The organism is Sphingomonas sp. ACRSK, from assembly GCF_022346685.1.
Lineage (GTDB): Bacteria > Pseudomonadota > Alphaproteobacteria > Sphingomonadales > Sphingomonadaceae > Sphingomonas > Sphingomonas molluscorum.
Window position 1 is genome coordinate 123,144 of the sequence record NZ_JAKRNR010000004.1, and the last position, 19,941, is coordinate 143,084.

Below are 19,941 nucleotides of genomic sequence, written 5' to 3' on the forward strand. Positions count from 1 at the left end.
GAAATCCAGGAGATCAGGCGGCGAGGCTCTTGCTCACCTGCTCGAGCATGTCCTTGGACAAACCCGGCGAGGCGAGGATTTGCTCCAGCGCGGCGCGCATCGCCTGCTGTCGGGCGGGATCGAAACGGCGCCAGCGGCCGAGCGGCGGCATCATCTTGGCCGCCGTCTGCGGGTTCAGCCGATCGAGCGCGATCAGCTGCTGCACGAAGAAGCGATAGCCGCGGCCGTCGGCTGCGTGGAAGGCGCGCTGGTTGACCCCGAACGCACCCACCAGCGCGCGCGCGCGGTTGGGGTTGGCCAGGGTAAAGTCGCGGTGGCCGGCGAGTTCCTCCACCCGCTCGGGCGTGTCGTCGCGGGTCGACAGCGCCTGGGTCGAGAACCACTTGTCCAGCACCAGCGGATTGTCGCGGTAGCGATTGTAGAAGATGTCGAGCGCGGCGACCCGCTGGTCCCAGGGGCCGTTCACCAGCGTCATCAGCGCGCCCTGCCGGTCGGTCATGTTGTCCGCCTGCTCGAACTGGGCGAAGGCGAGCTCGCCGATGTCGGGGGCACCCGAGGCGGCGAGATAGCCGAGCGCCACCGTCTTCAGGCGGCGTTTGCCCTTGGCCTCCGGCGAATATTCGAACGCACCGCCGCGCGTGTCCTCATAGGCCTGGCGCCAGTCGCGTTCGAGGGCGCGGCCGATGTCGCGGCGCAGGGCCTCCCGCGCGCGGAAGATTGCGTCCGGATCGACGATCGGGAGCTGGTCGCCGATGAAATTGTCCGAAGGAAGCAGCACCGCCTCCGCGACAAAGGCGCGGTCGAGCTCCGGGTTGCGCAGCGTCTCGCGCACGGCATCCACCACCGCGCCATGGTCGCCACGCCCGCTCGCCACCGACGCGACCAGCGTGTCGAGCATCAGCTGCTGCATCGCCTCGTAGCGCGCGAAGGGATCGTCGTCGTGGCCTGAGAGGAAGGCCAGGTCCGCAGGCGTCCGGTTCGTGTCCACGATCACCGGTGCGGAAAAGCCGCGGTTGATCGACAGCACCGGCCGCTCGGTGACGGCCTCGAAGCGCAGCGTCGCCTCCGCGTCCGACAGCAACACCAGCTGCTCGTCGCCGAGCGGCCGGCCGGTGTTGCCGCCGAACAGCCGCAGCTTGAGCGGCAGCACCATCGGCAGCTTGTGCGGCTGGCCGGGCGTGGGCGGAACCGCCTGGGCGAGGTGTAGCGTCGCGGTGCCGCCGCCCGGCTCGTGCTCCAGCGTGGCGGTGACCCGCGGGGTCCCCGCCTGCGAGTACCAGCGGCGGAATTGCGCGAGGTCCACCCCGTTCGCCTCCTCCATAGAGGAGACGAAGTCCTCGCAGGTGGCGGCGGTGCCGTCGAAGCGTTCGAAATAGAGATCGGTGCCGGCGCGGAAGCGCTGCGGGCCGAGGATGGTGTGGAGCATCCGCACCACTTCCGCGCCCTTGTTGTAGATGGTGGCGGTGTAGAAGTTGGAGATTTCCAGATAGCTGTCCGGGCGGATTGGATGCGCGAGCGGACCCGCGTCCTCCGGGAACTGGGCCGCGCGCAGGGAGCGTACGTCCTCGATCCGCTTGACCGCCGCCGAGCCCTGGTCGGCGGAGAAGCCCTGATCGCGGAAGACGGTGAAGCCCTCTTTCAGCGACAGCTGGAACCAGTCGCGGCAGGTGACGCGGTTGCCCGACCAGTTGTGGAAATACTCGTGCGCCACGACGGCGGCGATGGCGTCATAGTCGTGGTCGGTCGCGGTATCCGGGTCGGCCAGGATGTAGCGCGAGTTGAAGATGTTGAGGCCCTTGTTCTCCATCGCGCCGAAGTTGAAGTCGTCGACGGCGACGATGTTGAACACGTCCAGGTCGTATTCGCGGCCATAGACGCGCTCGTCCCAGGCCATCGACGTCTTGAGCGCGTCGAGCGCGTGATCGGTCTTGGCGAGGTCCTTCTCCCGCACCCAGATGGCGAGCTGCACCTCGCGTCCGCTTGCCGTGACGAAGGTGGCGCGGTTGGCGACCAGGTCGCCCGCCACCAGCGCAAAGAGGTAGGAGGGCTTGGGGAAGGGGTCGTGCCATTCGGCCCAGTGGCGGCCGTCTTCCAGGTCGCCGTGCGCGATCGGGTCGCCGTTGGCGAGCAGCACCGGGAAGCGCGCCTTGTCCGCGGTCATGCGCACCGAATAGCGCGCGAGCACGTCGGGCCGGTCGGGGAAGAAGGTGATGCGGCGGAAGCCTTCCGCCTCGCACTGGGTGCACAGGTTCCCGCCCGAGGCATAGAGGCCCATCAGCTGGGTGTTGCGCTCCGGCGCGATCGCGACCTCCGTCTCCACGACATGGGCCTTGCCGTCGAGGTCGATCACCAGCGCGTCGCCGTCCATGCGCCACCGGTCGTTGCTGCCGGCTACGCCGTCGATCCCCACCGACAGCGCCTCGAGCCCGTCGCCGTCGAGGCGGAGCAGCCGGTCGTGGTCGCCGTTGCGCGTCACGTGCAGCTTCGCGCGCACCACCGTGCGTGCCGGATCGAGGTCGAACTCCAGCGCGATCTCCGACACCTGCCAGTCCGGCGCGCGATAGTCGCTGCGCAGGATCGGCGCGGGAGGCTGGTCGGGGGAACGGAGTGCGTCGGCCATCGGAAAACCCTTGCGGAGGCGGTCGGGGCCTGAGTGCGCGCGTGATTGCGTCGCACCGCGGCCCGCTGCATAGCCGACCCATATGCCCTCGACGCCAAGGATTCCAATGCTCCGTACCGTCCTGCCGCTCGTCGCCCTCGTCGCCACCGCTCCGATCGCATCCCCGGTCCTGGCCCAGAAGGCCAAGCCTGCACCCGCCGCGCAGGCCGCTACCGACGTCGCCCAGCGCAATGCCGCGGCCAACGCGCCGCTGCCCGCCGACCAGGCGGCGATGAAGGCGCATGTGCTGTTCCTCGCCTCCGACGCGATGCGCGGGCGCGAGGCGGGATCGCCGGAATATGACATCGCCGCCAGCTATGTGGCGTCGCAATTCTATGCGGCTGGGCTGCGGCCGGCGGGCGACCAGGGCAGCTACCTGCAGAAGGTGCCGCTGCTGAGCTACAAGCCGGCCGACAAGGGTGGTGTTGCGATCGGCGGCGACCCGCTGGTGTTCGGAGAGGATTATATCCCGGCCGGCAACCCAGCCGCCCCGCTGGTCGCGGTCGACGCGCCAGTGGTGTTCGTCGGCTATGGCCTGGTCGCGCCGAGCATCGGTCGCGACGACTATTCGGGCGTGGACGTGAAGGGCAAGATCGTGGCGATCGTGCCGGGAACGCCCGACGGCCTGAACGGAGAGGAGCGCGCCCACTTCGGCAGCCCTGCCACCAAGGCCGCGATCGCCATGTCCAAGGGCGCGGTGGGCATCGTCACGCTGGAGACGCCGGAGGCGGCCAAGCAGCGGCCCTTCGCTAAGCTGGCCGAGAGCTGGAACCAGCCGCGCGTCACCTGGGTGAACCGCAACGGCATCGCCAATGTCCCTGCACCTTCCACGCCGACGCTAGGCATGCTCAGCCAGGCCGCGACCACCAAGCTCTTCGCGGGCGCCTCAACCAGCTGGGAACAGGTGGCGGCCGCGCTCAAGGGCCCCGAACGGTTCGAGGCGATCCCGCTGCACAAGAACCTGTCCGTGCGGATGACTACCACCAGCACGCCCTTCACCAGCTACAATGTCGCTGGGCTGTTGGTCGGAAGCGATCCCGCAGTGGGGAGCGAGGTGGTCGTGCTGAGCGCGCACCTGGATCACGTCGGTGTCGGTACCGCGGTGAAGGGCGACAGCATCTACAACGGGGCGATGGACAATGCGGTCGGCGTCGCCTCGCTGATCGAGGAGGCGAAACGGTTCCAGGCCTCCGGGCAGCCGCCGCGGCGCAGCGTCCTGTTCCTGGCGGTCACCGCCGAGGAGAAGGGGCTGGTCGGCTCCGACTATTTCGCGAACAATCCCACGATCGCGAAGTCGGCACTGGTCGCCAACGTCAACCTCGACATGCCGATCATCACCTACAAGTTCACCGACGTGATCGCGTTCGGCGCAGACCGTTCGACGCTGGGGCCGATCGTGCGCCGCGCGGCCGCGATGGCGGGTGCGAGCTTCTCGCCCGATCCCATGCCGGAGCAGGGCCTGTTCGTGCGCTCCGACCATTACCGCTTCGTGCAGCAGGGCATCCCCTCGGTCTTCCTGTGGCCCGGTGAGGCCGGCGCGGGCAAGGCTGCGGTCGAGAAGTTCTTTGCCGAGCATTACCACCAGCCCTCCGACGAGGTGGTGCAGGACCCGGCGATCGACTGGGAATCCGGCGTCCGCTTCATCAAGGTGAACTACCAGATCGCCCGCGACATCGCCGATGCGCCCGAACGGCCGGTCTGGAACCGGGGCGACTTCTTCGGGACGCTCTACGGCGGCATCGGCGCGGTCGAGCCCGTCGAAGCGCTCAAGGAAGAAGCGCCCAAGGGACGCGCTAACCTGCGACAATCGGTTACAAAGTAGCGATTGCCAGCCCGCGGAGGCGACGGCTAACAAGGCCTCGTCCTTGCCCAGCGCCTCGGCGGGCGGCCAGCGATGCCCAGAGCGCCAGCTCCGGGTCTGCGTCCGGCTGCTCCGTGCGGGGCCGCCCGTATCCCCGGCGCGTAGCCGCGGCCTCGGCCGTGGTGTCGTGCAACGACCAGGCTTTCGCTATGCACCCGGCTTTTTCTCGCGCGACCCTTCCCATGTTTGCGGCGGCTCTGCTGCTTGTCGGCTGCTCGCATGAGGAAGAGCAGGAAAAGGGCGGGGGGCGCGGCGGCGCACGCGGGCCGGCACAGGTCGGCTTCGTAGTGGTCCAGCCGACCAGCGTCGCCCAGACCGTCGAGCTGAATGCACGCGTCACCGCCTATGAGCAGTCGGAGGTGCGGCCCCAGGTCGCGGGTGTGATCCGCCGCCGGTTCTTCACCGAAGGTTCGATCGTGCGGCGCGGGCAGACGCTCTACGAGATCGACCCCCGCATCTACAGCGCCGCCGTGTTGGAAGCGCAGGCGAACCTTCAGAGCGCCCGTGCCAACGCCGAGGCGACCCGGGTGAATGCGGAGCGGCTGCGCCCGCTGGCGCGGATGGAAGCGGTCTCGCAGCAGGAATATACCAACGCCGCCGCAGCGTCGCGCCAGGCCCAGGCTTCGGTCGCGCAGACGCAGGCGCAGCTGGAAACGGCGCGGATCAACCTGCGCTTCACCAGCGTCCCGGCTCCGATCACCGGGCGCATCGGCCGTTCGCTCGCGACCGTCGGCGCGCTCGTGACCGCGAACCAGGCGGACCCGCTTGCGGTGATCCAGCGTCTCGATCCGATCTTTGTCGACATCCAGCAGTCGAGCGCAGAGCTGCTCGCGCTGCGGCGTTCGCTGTCGCGCGACGGCGTCGCTCCGGGGCGTGCCACGGTACGGCTCAAGCTGGAGGACGGCAGCGACTATGAACAGACCGGCACGGTCGAGTTCGCGGAATCGCTGGTCGATCCCAGCACCGGCACGGTGACGCTGCGCGCCCGCTTCCCCAACCCGAACGGCTTGCTGCTGCCGGGCATGTTCGCACGCGCGGTGTTCGCCCAGTCGATCAACAGCCGGGCCTTCCTCGTGCCGCAGCCCGCCATCAGCCGCAGCCCAGCCGGCGAGGCGACGCTGTTCGTGGTGGGGCCCAACAATACCGCCGTTCAGCGCAAGGTGGTCACCAGCCTGACCCAGGGGACCAATTGGGTGGTGACCCAGGGGTTGCAGCCCGGCGACAAGGTGATCGTGCAGGGGACCGGCAACTTGCGTCCCAACGCCCAGGTCCGCCCGGTTCCTGCGGACAGCCCGCAACGGGTCGCCCCGCCGCAGGGGAATCCCTCGGGCCAGGGCAAGCAGGGCAGCCAGTCGGGCGCAGCCACCTCCGCCAAGGGGGGCTGAGCCAGCATGTCCCGGATCTTCATCGATCGCCCGATCTTCGCCTGGGTGATCGCGATCATCACCATGCTTGCGGGCATCGGCGCGATCTTCAGCCTGCCGATCGCGCAGTATCCCGACGTCGCGCCGCCCCAGGTCAACATCCGCGCGACCTATCCGGGCGCAAATGCCCAGACGATCCAGAACAGCGTCACCCAAATCATCGAGCAGCAGCTGACCGGCATCGACGGGTTGCTCTATTTCAGCTCGCAGTCCAGCTCGCGCGGGCAGGTGACGATCAGCGCGACCTTCGCCAAGGGCACCGATCCGGACATCGCGCAGGTGCAGGTCCAGAACCAGGTCCAGCAAGCGCTGTCGCGCCTGCCCCAGCAGGTGCAGCAGCAGGGGCTGCGCGTCACCAAGTCGAACCCCGACTTCCTGATGATCGTCGGCGTCTATGACGAGACCGACCGCAGCACCAACGGCGACGTTTCCGACTATCTCGAATCCAACCTCGTCGAGCCGCTCGGCCGCATCGAGGGCGTGGGCGAAACCAACGTCTTCGGCTCGCAATATGCGATGCGCATCTGGCTCGATCCGGCGAAGCTCGCGAGCTACAGCCTGATCCCCGGCGACGTCATCACCGCCATCCAGAACCAGAACACCGAGGTGGCCGCGGGCGAACTGGGCGGGCAGCCGCAGCCGAACACCCAGCTGCTGAACGCAACCGTGACCGCGCAGGCGCGTCTCCAGACCCCCGAGCAGTTCCGCGCCATCATCCTGAAGACCCAGAGCAGCGGTGCGAGCGTCCGGCTTGGCGACGTCGCCCGCGTCGAATTGGGCCAGGAGAACTACAGCTCGCTCAGCCGCGTGAACGCGCATCCCGGCGCCGGCGTCGCCATCTCGCTCGCCCCAGGGGCGGACGCGCTCAAGACCGCCCGGCTGGTGAAGGCGGAAGTGGCGCGTCGCGCCAAGGACTTCCCGCAGGGCTACACCTACGACTACGCCAACGACACGACCGCCTTCATCCAGCTGTCGATCAAGGAAGTGATCAAGACGCTGATCGAAGCGGTGATCCTGGTCGTCATCGTCATGTTCGTGTTCCTGCAGAGCTGGCGTGCGACGCTGATCCCGACCATCGCGGTGCCGGTCGTGCTGCTGGGCACCTTTGCCGTCTTCTATCTCGCGGGCTTTTCGATCAACACGCTGACCCTGTTCGGGTTGGTGCTGGCGATTGGTCTGCTGGTCGACGACGCGATCGTGGTGGTCGAGAACGTCGAGCGTCTGCTCGAAGAGAATCCCGAGATGACGCCGCGCGAGGCGACCATCGAGTCGATGAAGGAGATCCAGGTCGCCCTGATCGCCATCGGTATCGTCCTTTCCGCGGTGTTCCTGCCGATGGCCTTCTTCGGCGGGTCGACCGGCGTGATCTATCGCCAGTTCTCGGTGACGATCGTGGCGGCCATGGTGCTGTCGGTTCTGGTGGCGCTGATCCTCTCCCCCGCGCTCACGGCGACGCTGCTCAAGCAGAACCCGCGCGACGAGAATGGCGAGCATCTGCGCGACAGCCGGTTCGCCCGCCGCTTCCCGGGCGTCGTCCGCCTGGCGGATCGCGCCCGCCATGGCTTCAACCATGGCTTCGAACGGATGGTCGCGCGCTACGAGGGCGGCGTGCAGCGGGTCATCAACCGCAAGTGGCTGTTCCTGCTGATCTATGCAGGCGTTCTCGCGCTGCTGGTGCTGCTGTTCCTGCGGCTGCCGACGAGCTTCCTGCCGACCGAGGACCAGGGCGCGGCGCTGGTACGCTACCAGTTGCCGGCCGGGGCGACGCGCGGGCGTACGGAGGCGGTGCAGCGGGCGGTCGAGGACTACCTGCTCAAGCACGAAGGCAAGAACGTTCGCACCATCCTGACGGTCAGCGGCGGCGGCAGCGGAGCGGCCGGCCAGAACACCGGCCAGGGCTTCATGAACTTCGTCGACTGGTCGGAGCGCGAGGGCAAGGAAAACAGCGCCGACGCGATCGTCGCCCGTGCCGGTGCCGCCTTCCGCGGCTTGCGCGACGCGCAGGTCTATGCGCTGATCCCGCCGGCGATCCGGGGTCTCGGTCAATCGAGCGGCTTCACCATGGAGTTGCAGAACACCAGCGGCATGTCCGCCGAGGCGTTCGCAGAAGCGCGCGACAAGCTGCTCGCGGCCGCAACCGCCGATCCGAAGCTGACGGGCGTGCGCCTGACCGAACTGCCCGACGTCGCGACGCTGCAGGTCGATCTCGACCAGACCAAGCTTTCCGCGCTGGGTCTCTCGCAAAGCGACGTCAACGCCACCCTGTCGACCGCCTGGGGCGGCCGCTACGTCAACGACTTCATCGACCGTGGCCGCGTGAAGCGGGTGTACGTCCAGGGGGATGCGCCCTACCGCGCCGCGCCCTCCGATCTCGACCAGTGGTTCGTCCGCACTGGGGACGGGTCGATGGCACCCTTCTCTTCCTTTGCGCAGACCTCCTGGGGCGTGGCACCGACGACGCTGTCGCGCTTCCAGGGCCTGCCGTCCTACGAGTTCCAGGGCGATGCCACCCCGGGCACCAGCTCGGGCGAGGCGATGGAGCGGATCGCCGCGCTTGCGGCCGAGATCCCGGGTGTCGGCGTCGCCTGGGCCGGGCTGTCGTTCCAGGAGCGGCTGTCCTCCGGCCAGGCGCCGCTGCTCTACGGCCTGTCGCTGCTGGTCGTCTTCCTGTGCCTCGCTGCGCTTTATGAAAGCTGGTCGATCCCGATCGCGGTGTTGCTGGTGATCCCGCTCGGCCTGATCGGCGCCGTGTTCTTCGTGACGCTGCGCGGGCTGGAGAACGACGTATATCTCCAGATTGGCCTGCTCACGACGATGGGGTTGGCGGCCAAGAACGCGATCCTGATGATCGAGTTCGCCGAGCAGGCGGAGCGCAAGGGCGCGCGCGTGATCGACGCCGCTCTGGAGGCGGCACGCATCCGTCTGCGTCCGATCCTGATGACCAGCCTTGCCTTCATCTTCGGCGTGCTGCCGCTGGCGCTGTCGACGGGGGCTGGCGCCAACAGCCGCATCGCGATCGGCACGTCGGTGATCGGCGGCATGGTGACGGCCACGATCCTCGCCATCTTCTACATCCCGCTGTTCTTCGTGCTGGTGCGCCGCGGCGTGCGCGACGGTCTTGCCAGGCTCCGCGGCAAGCCGACCGGTCACCAGCCCAAGGACCTGCCGAAGGAGGAACCCGCGGCATGAACGCCCGGCTGACCGCGCTCTTGCCGCTGCTGCTGGCAGGCTGTTCGATGGCCCCGGAGGACGTCCGTCCGCCGTCGGCGGTGCCCGCGTCCTGGCCGGTGGGCGATGCCTATCTGCGCCAGAGTGAGGCGAGCCTGCCGGTGGTGAGCTATCGCGACGTGTTCGTGGACCCGCGTCTCCAGACGCTGATCGGCCAGGCGCTGGTCAACAACCGCGACCTGCGCATCGCCGCCGCGAACATCGTGGCGGCACGTGCGCAGTACCGCATCCAGCGTTCGGAGCTGTTCCCGCAAGTCGATGCCTCGGCAAGCTACACCCGGTCGCGCAGTGCCGGGCAATCGTCCGGCAGCGGCACCGACGGTGGAAGCTCGGGGGACCCAGGCGGTAGCGGGGCGAGGACGAGCGACCGCTTCGGCGCGGACCTGGGCGTCACCTCGTTCGAGCTCGACCTGTTCGGCCGGATCCGCTCGCTCACCCGCGCGCAGCAGAACCAGTATTTCGCGACCGAGGCGGCGGCACGCGCGACGCGGCTGACGCTCGTCGCCGACATTGCCGATGCCTGGCTCGTCTATGCCGCCGACACGAGCCTGCTGCGCATCGCCGAGCAGACGGCCGCCAGTGCGGAGCGCAGCGTGACGCTCACCCGCGCGCGGCTCCGGGGCGGGGTCGCGCCACGCACCGATCTGCGCCAGGCCGAACAGATCCTAACCGCCGCCCAGGCGGACGTCGCGGAGCAGCGCACCCAGCTCGCGCAGGACGTGAATGCGCTGCAACTGCTGGTCGGTGCGCCGTTCGACCGTGCCTTGTTGCCGGAGACCATCGAGCAGGCGGCGCCTGCCGTCCGGGCGCTTCCCGCAGGCGTCGACTCCGGCGTGCTGCTGCGCCGGCCCGATGTGGTGCAGGCGGAGTACCAGCTGCGCGCCGCCAACGCCGAGATCGGCGCTGCCCGCGCCGCGCTGTTCCCACGCATCTCGCTGACGGCGGTGCTGGGGCTCGCCAGCAATGCGCTGGGTTCGTTGTTCGATAATGGCGCCTTCACCTATTCGGCGGGACCCTCGGTCGCCTACCCGATCTTCCAGGCCGGGGCCGCCCGCGCGAACGTCCGGCTGACCGAGGCGCAGCGCGAAGGCCTGCTCGCGGAATATGAGCGGACCATCCAGATCGCCTTCCGCGAAGTGTCCGACGCCCTCGCCCGGCAGGGGACCATCGGCGAGCAGCTGCGCGCCACCGAGGCGCAGACGGCGGCCGCCGAGGACACCTTCACCCTGACCGAGGCGCGCTATCGGGGCGGGATCGACACCTTCCTCGCGAGCCTCGACGCGCAGCGATCGCTCTACCAGTCGCAGCGCACCCTGGTGCAGACCCGGCTGGTGGCGGCGAGCAACCGCGTCACCCTGTACCGTACCCTTGGCGGCGACACGCTGCTGGAGGCGACGGAACAGGGGCCGATCCCGGCCACGCCCGCCGACTGAACGGAACCCTCGCCGCCGGCACTGGTTCGGAAAGGAGAGATCCCGAGGAGACGGACCATGAGCGACAAGCAGCCGATGCAGGCAGCCGGCAAGGGCGTGGCAGAGGGCCAGGACGGCGTCGACCAGGAGCGGGTGAACGGCCGCAACGCCGGAGGCGAGAGCGGCGGTGGCGCCTATCCCAACCCCCACACGGGGAAGGAAGAGAAGCAGAGCGGCTTCCTGGGCCATGGCGGCCAGACCGACATCGACTATCGCGGTCCGGGCCAGGGCAGCGAAGGCGAGGGCAAGACAGGCGCCAACGCCAATGCCGGGACGGGGTCGAACACGGACTGAGACCGCGCTTCGGCCGGCCGGAGCGGTGAGCCGGCATCGGCATCCACTTGAAGGCCGAGCCGACACTTTCCCGTTTGTCTCGAGTAGGGATCGAGCTTGTCGAGAGCCCGTATCGAGAGATGCCCCGCAACCGGCCTCTCGATACGCGGTCTCGACGGGCTCCACGGCTACCCGAGACAAACGGAAGAGGGGAAAGGGAGTGCCTGACCTATCCCCGCACGATCGGATGCCGCTCGCGCAGATCGTCGGCGACGCGCTCCACCGCCTCGACCGCGGCGGCGTTGCCCGACGGGTGGATCGACCAGTTGCAGTGCGCGTGCGTGTCCAGGCTGTGGACGGTGACCTGGCCGATCACCAGCCGCCAGTGCCGACGCGTGCCGCCCGCATCGCGCACCAGGGTCGTGACGAACAGGTCCAGCAGGTCGGCAGCGGTCATGCCGGCGTTCATAGCCGCAGGTAGCGGAAGTACCAGACCTCGTGCCCCTGGCGCCGCGCCTTGCGCTCGTAGCGCGTCTCCGGCCAGTCGGCCGGGCGGGTGAGAAAGTCCTGCGCCGCCTCCGCCTGCCACGCGAAGTCGCGGCGCCCGCGCATTACCATCATCGACCAGCGGCAATAGGTCGGGTCGTCGGTGCCGAGGCGGAACTCGCCGCCGGGCTTCAGCTTGGCGGCGATCATGTCGAGCGGGCCGTCGTTGACCATGCGGCGCTTGGCATGGCGCGCCTTGCGCCAGGGATCGGGGTGGAGGAGGTAGACGCGCTCCAGGCTGGCGTCGGGCAGCCGCTCAAGCGCCTCCAGCGCGTCGCCCATGTGCAGGCGGACGTTCTCTAGCTCGCCGTCGCGGATGTGGTTGAGCGCGCCGACGACGCCGTTCAGGAACGGCTCGCAGCCGATGAAGCCATGGTCCGGGCGCATCGCCGCCTGGCCTGCGAGGTGCTCGCCGCCGCCGAAGCCGATCTCGAACTCCAGCGGACGTATGTCGCCGAACAGCGCCTGTGCGTCCAGCGGACCTTCGTCGGGGATGCTGACGACGGGGAGCAGGTCTTCCACCAGCGCGGCCTGGCCCTGGCGCAGCTTGTGTCCCTGGCGGCGGCCGTAGAGGCGGCGGATCGAGGTCGGATCGGTCATGGCGCGGGGCTGTAGCCGCCCCGTGCCCGGGCTCCAAGCGCCGATGGAGCTTGCCATGCTCCGAAGGGTTGTTCGTGCGCACCCATGGAAGGCGACGAATGAGCAAGGGCAGGACGGGCAAGGCACTGGCGCACGAGTTGGAGCGCGTCGACATCAAGGCAGGGCACGCCGCTGCCGAATGGCACGACCACGTCGTGGTGCGAGCGCTGAAGCTGGTGCGCGAGCTTGCCGACCAGCCGCCGCTGATCGCGCTGTCGATCGGCACGGCGGTTGTCGGTGCGGCACGGGGCGATCGCCGCCTCGCACGCACGGGCGCGCGCATGCTGGCCAGCCATCTCGCGGCCACGGCGATCAAGGCCGCGATCAAGCGCAGGATCGATCGCGCACGGCCGCGGTTGTTCAGCAGCGACCATGATCACCGGCTCACACGGGGCGACCGCAACGAGGGGCCGCACAATTCCTTCCCCTCCGGCCACACGGCGGGGGCGATGGCGGTAAGCCGCGCGATCCTGCGGGAATATCCAGGCGCGAGCGGTCCCGCCTATGCGGCGGCGGTGGCGACCGGCGCGCTCCAACTGCCGACCGGCTCGCATTTTCCGATCGACGTCCTCGCAGGAGCAGCGATCGGCGTCGGTTCGGAAGCGCTGGTCGCGCGGATCTTCCCCGACGTGGCGCCCGAGCGGGTGCCGTCGGCGTGAAGATGCGGATGTAGAAAAATGGCGCGCCCGGAACGATTCGAACGTCCGACCCTCAGATTCGTAGTCTGATGCTCTATCCAGCTGAGCTACGGGCGCTTGGGAGGCGGTCCCCTATCCGCCCCCGGACTCGGGCGCAAGCCCCTCGGTGTCGAACGGCCCAATTTTTCGACATCGTAGTGCGAGGAGTCGGCGCGGCTGGCCTTAACAAGCCTGTCCCTGTGCTCCCGCGAAGGCGGGAGTTCAGGGTCAAGCGCGACGCTCCTTGAGCCTGTCAGACCCTGGATCCATGCCTACGCGGGGGATGGACTACCCGCAGTGATGCTCGCGAAGCCTTCTACTTCGCCTCGCTGAAGGCGCCGGAACTGATGTTGATGCTCCGATCCTTGCCCCAGGTGTTGACGCGCGAGTTGATCGGGCCGCGGATGATGTGCTCCACTACCTGCTCGGGTGGGGGAAGTCGGTCCTGCGCCTGAAAATTGGTGATGGTGCCCAGGTCGATCAAAGCGACGGACCAACGGGGCTCGGCGGGCTTGCTCTCTGCCAGCAAGGCGCTGGCGGCATCGGGCTGAACGAAGATGCCGCGGCCAGCGTCCGACAGAGCGATGAGGTAGCGGTCGGTGGCTGCGTTTGGCCGATACACGCCGCCTGCCTTCAGGATCGTGGCGTCCCGGCACCAGGAGACGGCAGGCTGCGGAGTCGGCGCGTCCTGCTTCTTTGTGTCGGCATGCACCGCGAGTCCCATAAAGGCGGCCATCAAAGCAGCGGCGCCGTTGGTTGACGCAGGCTTCGCTTCACCGGACAGGGCCAGCGGCGTGGGGCATTCCGCAACCGGGCTGGTCGCAGGCGCTGGCGCGACCTCCCGCGGCCATTCGAGTGCGGCCAGCGCCTCGCGCATCGCGGTCGCGAGACTCGCCGATTCCAGGGTCTTGGACGAGTAGCGCAGCTTCACCAGCCATTCGCCGAAGGGGAGGATGGCGACGCCGGTGCTCCGATACGGACCCTTGTTGAGGGTGTAGGCGGCAATCAGGCCGCTTTCCGTCTGCTGGCCGGGCGGCACGAAGCTGGGGCTTCCTACTGCGGCGACGGGCTTACCGTAGACGTCCGGCCGGTTCTCGATTGCCCAGCGGGCGCGATCGAACCACACCGGCAGCGCACCGCTTGCCTGGCGGTAGACGTAAAGGCTCAACAACTCGGCGCCGTCGGAGCTCTCGTAGCTGGCCGAGACGTCGAGCAGATCTTCGCCGATCGCGATCGCCTTGATGCGGGGCGCGCCCGCCAGTGTGGCCGGCAAGCGAAGCCCGCTGAGCTTGTGCTTATAGGGTTTGCCGGCAGAGACCTTGAGGTCTGTGGCCTGCTGGGCTGCGGCAGGCGTGCCCGATATCATTGCAGCCGCGGCGAATCCCAGCGTGGCCGCCAAAACGCGCTTCATCGTCCCTCTCCCCCTGGTGCCGGCAAAGCTGCCACCGCTGGGGGAAGGGCACAAGCGCGAAGACGGGGCAGCCTTGCGCCGCCCCGCCTTCCGGTAGCTCAGGCCAGCTCGGCCTTGAGCGCTTCGACCAGGTCGGTCTTTTCCCAGGTGAACAGGTCACCCTCTGCCTTGCGGCCGAAGTGGCCATAGGCGGCGGTCGGCAGGTAGATCGCCTTGTTCATGCCCAGGTGGGTGCGGATGCCCTTGGGGGTCAGGCGCACCAGCTTGGGCAGAACCGCCTCGATCTTCGATTCCTCGACGGTGCCGGTGCCGTGCGTGTCGACATAGAGCGACAGCGGCTCGGCCACGCCGATCGCGTAGGAGAGCTGGATCGTGCAGCGCTTGGCAAGGCCCGCCGCGACGATGTTCTTGGCGAGGTAGCGGCTGATATAGGCCGCCGAACGATCCACCTTGGTCGGGTCCTTGCCCGAGAAGGCGCCGCCGCCATGGGGTGCTGCACCGCCATAGGTGTCGACGATGATCTTGCGGCCGGTGAGGCCTGCGTCCCCATCGGGGCCGCCGATTTCGAACAGGCCGGTCGGGTTCACGTAGATCTGCGACTGGTCGGCCGGCATCCAGCCCTGCGGCAGGACGTCCTCGAACACCGTCATCACATAGTCGCGCAGCTGCTTCTGGCCGGCATCGCTGGACAGCGCCTTGCTGTGCTGGGTCGACACGACGAGCGCGGTGGCACCGGTCGGGCGGCCGTTCTCATACTTGAGCGTCACCTGGCTCTTGGCGTCCGGCTCCAGGAAGTCGACGACATTGGCGTGGCGATCCTGCGCCAACTTCTCCAGGATGCGGTGCGAGTAATAGAGCGTCGCCGGCATCAGATCGGGCGTCTCGTCGCAGGCGAAGCCGAACATGATGCCCTGGTCCCCGGCACCCTCGTCCTTGTTGCCGCTCTCGTCGACGCCCTGCGCGATGTGCGCGGACTGGCCGTGGAGGTGGCAGGCGAACTCGGCGGTCTGCCAGTGGAAGCCGTGCTGTTCGTAGCCGATCTTCTTCACCGTATCCCGCGCGACCTTCTCGATCTCGTCGAGGGTCGGGAACACGTCCTGGCTGCAGCGCACCTCGCCGGCCAGCACGATCCGCTGAGTCGTGACCATGGTCTCGCAGGCGACGCGGGCGACGGGGTCGCGCGACAGGAACAGGTCGACGACAGCGTCGGAAATCTGGTCCGCGACCTTGTCGGGATGGCCTTCGGAGACGGATTCGGAGGTGAAGAGATAGTTGGAACGCATGGATTTCCCTTTTCTATGGGAAAGCGCGGCCGTTGCCATGCCGATATAAAGCTTTCCTTATATACCGCGCCCTAGCGGTTGCGCCGACGGATGGCAACGGCCGCGAGGGCAAGGAAAAGGGCCACTATCGCGGCGATGCCGTTGCCGAAGCGCGCGAACAGCGTCGGCGGATGCGCGGGTGGCAACGGCAGTTCGATCGCGCCGGCGCGACCCTGCGGGATCGTCGCCAGAAGCCGTCCGTCGGCGTCGATGATCGCCGAAATGCCGGTCGGCGTGGAGCGCAGGATGGGCAGCCCCTCCTCGATCGCACGCATGCGCGCCTGCGCCAGATGCTGGGGCGGCCCCCAGGCACCGAACCAGGCGTCGTTGGACGGGTTGAACAGCAGCCGCGGGCGATGGGCACGGTCCACCACCTGGCCGGAAAAGATGATCTCGTAGCAGATCTGCATGCCGACGGAGCCGAAGCCCGACACGGGCACGGACCGCGGTCCGGGACCCGGCGCAAAGTCGATGTCGCCCATCACCAGGCGGGAGAGGCCGAGCGGCTGGAGAAGGGGCCGCATCGGCAGATATTCGCCATAGGGAACCAGATGCGCCTTGTCGTAGCGGCCGCCGAGGCGACCGTCCGGCAGCACCGAGAAGACCGAGTTGCCTGCCGAGCCGACCTGTCCCCGCCGGTCGAAGAACAGCGCGGTACCGCCAACCAGCGCGGCGTCGCGCGGCCCGAGCAAGCGGGCGATCTGCGCGCGGACGAGCGCCGGATTGGCGTCGTACCAATAAGGCGGATACCCATCCTCGACATAATAGTTGAGCGTCCCCTCCGGCCAGACGACCAGCCGCGGGGCGGGCCCGGGGCGTCCGCTCAGCCGCAGCAAGCGATCGAACACCTCGGCGGCATAGCCGTCATCGGCGACATGCTCCTGACCGATGTTGGGCTGGACCACGCGCACGCGCGGTGCATCGTCCGGAAGGGGCGGATCGGCGGCATGCAGCAGGGGCCACCCGACCGCGAGCGCAAGTCCCGCAACGGCGATCCCGGCCGGGAACTGCCAGCGGCGGTGCCATGCCAGCAGCAACGCGCCGGCTGCCATTACCGTCAACCCGGACAAGGCATAGGTCCCTACCCAGGCAGCCAGATGCGTAAGGCCCGGCACCGGCAGCCAGATGACGCCGATTGGGTTCCAGGCATAGCCGGTGAACATCACCGCGCGCAGCCACTCGGTCGCGATCCAGGCGGCGCCCGCGATCAGCGCGAACCCGACGTCCGGCCGTGCCCCCCGGCGTCCCAGCCGCCAGACGAGGCCGCCGGCGAGCATCGGATACACCGCAAGATAGAGCGCAAGCCCGACAACCGCAAAATAGCCGAGCGCGGGGGGCATCCGATCCTGATAGTCGAAGGCGTGCTGGATCCAGTTGTTGCCGATGGTGAAATGCGCCACGCCGAACAGCCAGGAACGCCACAGCGCGGATTTCAGGCTGGGCGCGGCATGGACGCAGCGCAGCCACAGCGCGAAGGCGGCGAGCGTCAGCGGCCACCATTGGAGGGGCGCGAAGCCGAGCGCGGAGACAGCACCGGCGAGGAGGACGAGCAGGGCAGGGGGGAAACGCACGGCGCGGATATCGTTCGCTTTGGCGGTGCGGGCAAGCAGTTCGCGCGTGTACGCCCGCACTCGATCCGCTAGGCTCGCGCCATGGCCGAGCTTCGCCCCTTCCACCTCGCCTTTCCGGTCCACGATCTGGCGGCGGCACGCACCTTCTATCGCGACGTGCTGGGCTGCGGCGAGGGGCGCAGCAGCGACCACTGGATCGACTTCGATCTTGGCGGGCACCAGATCGTCGCGCACCTCGACCCCGATGCCCGGCCGCAGGCGACCAGCAATGCGGTCGACGGTCATCAGGTGCCGGTGCCGCACTTCGGCGTCGTGCTGCGCATGGCCGACTGGGAGGCGCTGGCCGCCCGGGTGGAGGCGGCTGGGATCGAGTTCGGCATCGCGCCGCACGTCCGCTTCAAGGGGCAGCCGGGCGAGCAGGCAACGATGTTCTTCCGCGACCCTTCCGGAAACGCTTTGGAGTTCAAGGCGTTCGCCCATGATTCGATGCTGTTCGCAAGTTAAAGGATTTACGCGTGGCTGAACCCGTTACCGTCGACATTCCCCACAAGCTCGGCCGGGAGGGCGCGCGTACCCGCATCGAAGCGGGGATCGGCAAGCTCGCCGGCATGTTCCCGGGCGGCACGGTGACGGAACAGCATTGGGAGGGTGACGCCCTTTCCTTCACCGTGCAGGCGATGGGGCAGCGCGTGGCAAGCCGGCTCGAGCTGTTCGAGGATCGGGTCCGCGCCGAACTCGACCTGCCGCCTTTCCTGCGCCTGTTCGCCGACAAGATCCGGGCCAAGCTTCAGAAGGACGGGCCCGCCCTGCTCAAGTAGCGATCGGGCGCCGCACGGAACCGCCACGGGCTCGTTTCGGTTGAGCAAGGGTTAGGAGAGGCTCATGAAGGCACCGCTTTTCGTGCTGGCTGCGGCATCGGCGCTGGCAGGCTGTTCGGACCGGGATTCGACCGAGAACCAGGTCGCGCTCCCGGTCGGGACCCAGATCGCCGACAACGGCGTGGTCGAGGCGCCGCCGACCGGCAGTGCCCCGACAATCCCGACCGCGACCGGCCCCGGGACCGCCTTTGGCATGACCAAGGAGCAGCTGGAGGATGCGGACCTGCTCGGCGCCGGCAATGCCAAGCTCGGCGAGGTGGACCGGGTGACTACCGACGCGCAGGGCAGCGTCAACGGCCTGGTGGTGGAAATCGAAGCCCAGCCGGACGATCGCGAGGTGTTGTTGCCCCTCAAGGGCATCGAGCCGGTGGCGGTGGGCGACCAGTGGCATCTGCGCGCCCCTGCGCTGACGCGCGAGCAGCTGTTGACCCTGCCCGAGGTGAAGCGCGCCGGCCGCTAAGGCTGCCGGCACGGGACACGGCCCGCGGGGTTCAGCGCCCCGCGGCGGCGCTCACCCGCCAGATCACGTTCCCGACGTCGTCGGCGACGAGCAGTCCGCCGCTGCGATCGGTGATCACCCCCACGGGACGGCCGCGCGCCTTGCCGTCCTGATCCAGGAACCCGGTCAGGACATCGACGGGCTTGGCGCCCTTCACCGGGAAGCCGTTGGCCGCGAACGGTACGAACACGACCTTATAGCCCGACGGAGGTACGCGGTTCCAGGATCCGTGCTGACCGATGAACGCGCCGCTTGCGAAGCGCGACCCCAGCTTGGCGTCGCCGGCGAAGGCGAGGCCGAGCGAGGCAGTATGGGCGCCCAGCGCATAGTCCGGCCGCGCGGTGTATTCGCGCAGGTCGGGCCGCTGCGGCTGGACACGGTCGTCGACATAGCCGCCCCAGTAATGCCAAGGCCAGCCGTAGAAGCCGCCGAACTCCACCCGCGTCATATAATCGGGCGGCATGTCCGAGCCGATCATGTCGCGCTCGTTGACGACGGTCCACAGCGCCCGGCTGTTGGGCTCGAACGCCATGCCGTTCGGGTTCCGCAGCCCGCTGGCATAGATGCGGAACTTCTTCACCAGCGGGTCGACCTCCAGGATCGCCGCACGGTTCTTCTCGATCTCCAGCCCGTCCTCGGCGATGTTGGAGGCCGAGCCGACCGTCACGAACAGCGTCTTGCCCTCGGGGTTCGCCACGACGTTGCGCGTCCAGTGATTGCCCCCGCCCGGCAGGTCCACGACCTTCTCCGCATTCGCGGTGATGCGCGTCTGGCCCACGCGGAAGGGGAAGCGCACCAGCGCATCGGTGTTGGCGACGTAGAGCCAGTCGCCCACCACCGCCATCCCGAAGGGGGAGTTGAGCCCGGTCAGCAGCGCCGAGCGCTGTTCGGCGACGCCGTCGCCGTCCGCGTCGCGCAGCAGCGTGATCCGGTTGGCGGAAGGCACGCCTGCGCCCGCCCGGCCCATGAACAGCTTCATCACCCAGCCCTTGAGCCCGCCGCCCTCGCGCGGGGGCGAGTTGCTCTCCGCCACGAGCACGTCGCCGTTGGCCAGGCGATAGAGCCAGCGCGGATGGTCGAGCCCGCGTGCGAACGGCTGGACGCGCAGCCCCTGCGCCGGGGTCGGCATTGTGTCGCCGGTCCAGCCGATCGGCTTGGCGATGCGGACGGTGGGGATGGTCTGCTCGCGTGCGCGGCTCAAGCGCGGCTGGGCACCCGTCACCGCATCCTCGGGCAGCTCCGCGCGATCGGGGCTGAACAGCCACCACCCCAGCGCGAGCAGCAGGACAAGGAGAATGGCGGCAAGGCGGAGCAGGTGTTTGCGCATGGCCGGAGGATTAGGGGCTGCGGACCTGCACGCAACATGAAAAGCGCCGCCGCTGACGGATGGGAGAGTTCCGTCGGCGGCGGCGCTTCACGCTGTCGCACGGGATCGGTGCGACAGCGCAGGCGGGGCGGCAGGAATGGGGGGAGAGCCGCCC

Annotated in this window: 16 protein-coding genes and 1 tRNA gene; 9 read left to right on the forward strand and 8 right to left on the reverse strand. The window is 68.6% G+C overall.

Going from position 1 to position 19,941, the window contains the following annotated elements; genetic code table 11:
• Positions 1–13: 13 nt before the first annotated feature.
• Positions 14–2,620, reverse strand: coding sequence for an aminopeptidase N (gene pepN, locus MHZ35_RS03600; protein WP_239434419.1), 2,607 nt, complete (start codon positions 2,618–2,620; stop codon positions 14–16).
• A 106-nt stretch (positions 2,621–2,726) separates the two neighbouring features.
• Between pepN and MHZ35_RS03605 the strand changes: the two genes are divergently transcribed.
• The 5 genes from MHZ35_RS03605 to MHZ35_RS03625 all read left to right on the forward strand — a co-directional run bounded on the left by MHZ35_RS03605 (position 2,727) and on the right by MHZ35_RS03625 (position 10,938).
• The gene (locus tag MHZ35_RS03605; RefSeq protein ID WP_239434420.1) at positions 2,727–4,481 is read left to right on the forward strand and encodes a M28 family metallopeptidase; all 1,755 of its coding nucleotides are present in this window, start codon (positions 2,727–2,729) and stop codon (positions 4,479–4,481) included.
• A gap of 221 nt (positions 4,482–4,702) precedes the next feature.
• Entirely contained in the window at positions 4,703–5,905 is a 1,203-nt protein-coding gene (locus tag MHZ35_RS03610; protein WP_239434421.1) for an efflux RND transporter periplasmic adaptor subunit, read from the forward strand.
• 6 nt (positions 5,906–5,911) lie between these two features.
• Entirely contained in the window at positions 5,912–9,133 is a 3,222-nt protein-coding gene (locus tag MHZ35_RS03615; protein ID WP_239434422.1) for an efflux RND transporter permease subunit, read from the forward strand.
• A complete protein-coding gene (locus tag MHZ35_RS03620; RefSeq protein WP_239434423.1) occupies positions 9,130–10,605 on the forward strand; it encodes an efflux transporter outer membrane subunit in 1,476 nt (491 codons plus the stop codon). The genes MHZ35_RS03615 and MHZ35_RS03620 overlap by 4 nt, the downstream gene beginning before the upstream one ends.
• A 57-nt stretch (positions 10,606–10,662) precedes the next feature.
• Entirely contained in the window at positions 10,663–10,938 is a 276-nt protein-coding gene (locus MHZ35_RS03625) for a hypothetical protein (RefSeq protein WP_239434424.1), read from the forward strand.
• 208 nt (positions 10,939–11,146) lie between these two features.
• Here MHZ35_RS03625 and MHZ35_RS03630 read toward each other — a convergent pair whose 3' ends face one another.
• Positions 11,147–11,374: a hypothetical protein gene (locus MHZ35_RS03630; protein ID WP_125959314.1), complete on the reverse strand. Its 228-nt coding sequence runs from the start codon at positions 11,372–11,374 to the stop codon at positions 11,147–11,149.
• Positions 11,375–11,382: 8 nt separating this feature from the next.
• Positions 11,383–12,063 (reverse strand): tRNA (guanine(46)-N(7))-methyltransferase TrmB, encoded by a 681-nt coding sequence (gene trmB, locus MHZ35_RS03635; RefSeq protein ID WP_239434425.1) that lies wholly within the window; start codon positions 12,061–12,063, stop codon positions 11,383–11,385.
• 98 nt (positions 12,064–12,161) lie between these two features.
• Between trmB and MHZ35_RS03640 the strand changes: the two genes are divergently transcribed.
• On the forward strand, positions 12,162–12,761 hold the full coding sequence (locus tag MHZ35_RS03640; RefSeq protein ID WP_239434426.1) for a phosphatase PAP2 family protein: 600 nt from the start codon (positions 12,162–12,164) through the stop codon (positions 12,759–12,761).
• Between the two features lie 19 nt (positions 12,762–12,780).
• On the opposite strand, the gene MHZ35_RS03645 is transcribed toward MHZ35_RS03640, so the two are convergent.
• The 4 genes from MHZ35_RS03645 to lnt all read right to left on the reverse strand — a co-directional run bounded on the left by MHZ35_RS03645 (position 12,781) and on the right by lnt (position 17,083).
• A tRNA-Arg gene (locus tag MHZ35_RS03645) sits at positions 12,781–12,857 on the reverse strand.
• A gap of 238 nt (positions 12,858–13,095) precedes the next feature.
• Positions 13,096–14,190: a hypothetical protein gene (locus tag MHZ35_RS03650; RefSeq protein ID WP_239434427.1), complete on the reverse strand. Its 1,095-nt coding sequence runs from the start codon at positions 14,188–14,190 to the stop codon at positions 13,096–13,098.
• 98 nt (positions 14,191–14,288) lie between these two features.
• Positions 14,289–15,473 (reverse strand): methionine adenosyltransferase, encoded by a 1,185-nt coding sequence (gene metK / locus MHZ35_RS03655; RefSeq protein ID WP_239434428.1) that lies wholly within the window; start codon positions 15,471–15,473, stop codon positions 14,289–14,291.
• Positions 15,474–15,544: 71 nt separating this feature from the next.
• Positions 15,545–17,083, reverse strand: a complete 1,539-nt coding sequence (lnt, locus tag MHZ35_RS03660) for an apolipoprotein N-acyltransferase (RefSeq protein ID WP_239434429.1) — start codon at positions 17,081–17,083, stop codon at positions 15,545–15,547.
• A gap of 81 nt (positions 17,084–17,164) precedes the next feature.
• Here lnt and MHZ35_RS03665 point away from each other — a divergent pair, with 81 nt between their 5' ends.
• From MHZ35_RS03665 to MHZ35_RS03675, 3 genes are all read left to right on the forward strand, one after another.
• On the forward strand, positions 17,165–17,587 hold the full coding sequence (locus MHZ35_RS03665) for a VOC family protein (RefSeq protein ID WP_239434430.1): 423 nt from the start codon (positions 17,165–17,167) through the stop codon (positions 17,585–17,587).
• Positions 17,588–17,598: 11 nt separating this feature from the next.
• Positions 17,599–17,901, forward strand: a complete 303-nt coding sequence (locus MHZ35_RS03670) for a polyhydroxyalkanoic acid system family protein (RefSeq protein WP_125959308.1) — start codon at positions 17,599–17,601, stop codon at positions 17,899–17,901.
• Between the two features lie 64 nt (positions 17,902–17,965).
• On the forward strand, positions 17,966–18,421 hold the full coding sequence (locus tag MHZ35_RS03675) for a hypothetical protein (RefSeq protein WP_239434431.1): 456 nt from the start codon (positions 17,966–17,968) through the stop codon (positions 18,419–18,421).
• Positions 18,422–18,452: 31 nt separating this feature from the next.
• Here MHZ35_RS03675 and MHZ35_RS03680 read toward each other — a convergent pair whose 3' ends face one another.
• On the reverse strand, positions 18,453–19,787 hold the full coding sequence (locus MHZ35_RS03680) for a PQQ-dependent sugar dehydrogenase (protein ID WP_239434432.1): 1,335 nt from the start codon (positions 19,785–19,787) through the stop codon (positions 18,453–18,455).
• Positions 19,788–19,941 lie beyond the last annotated feature (154 nt).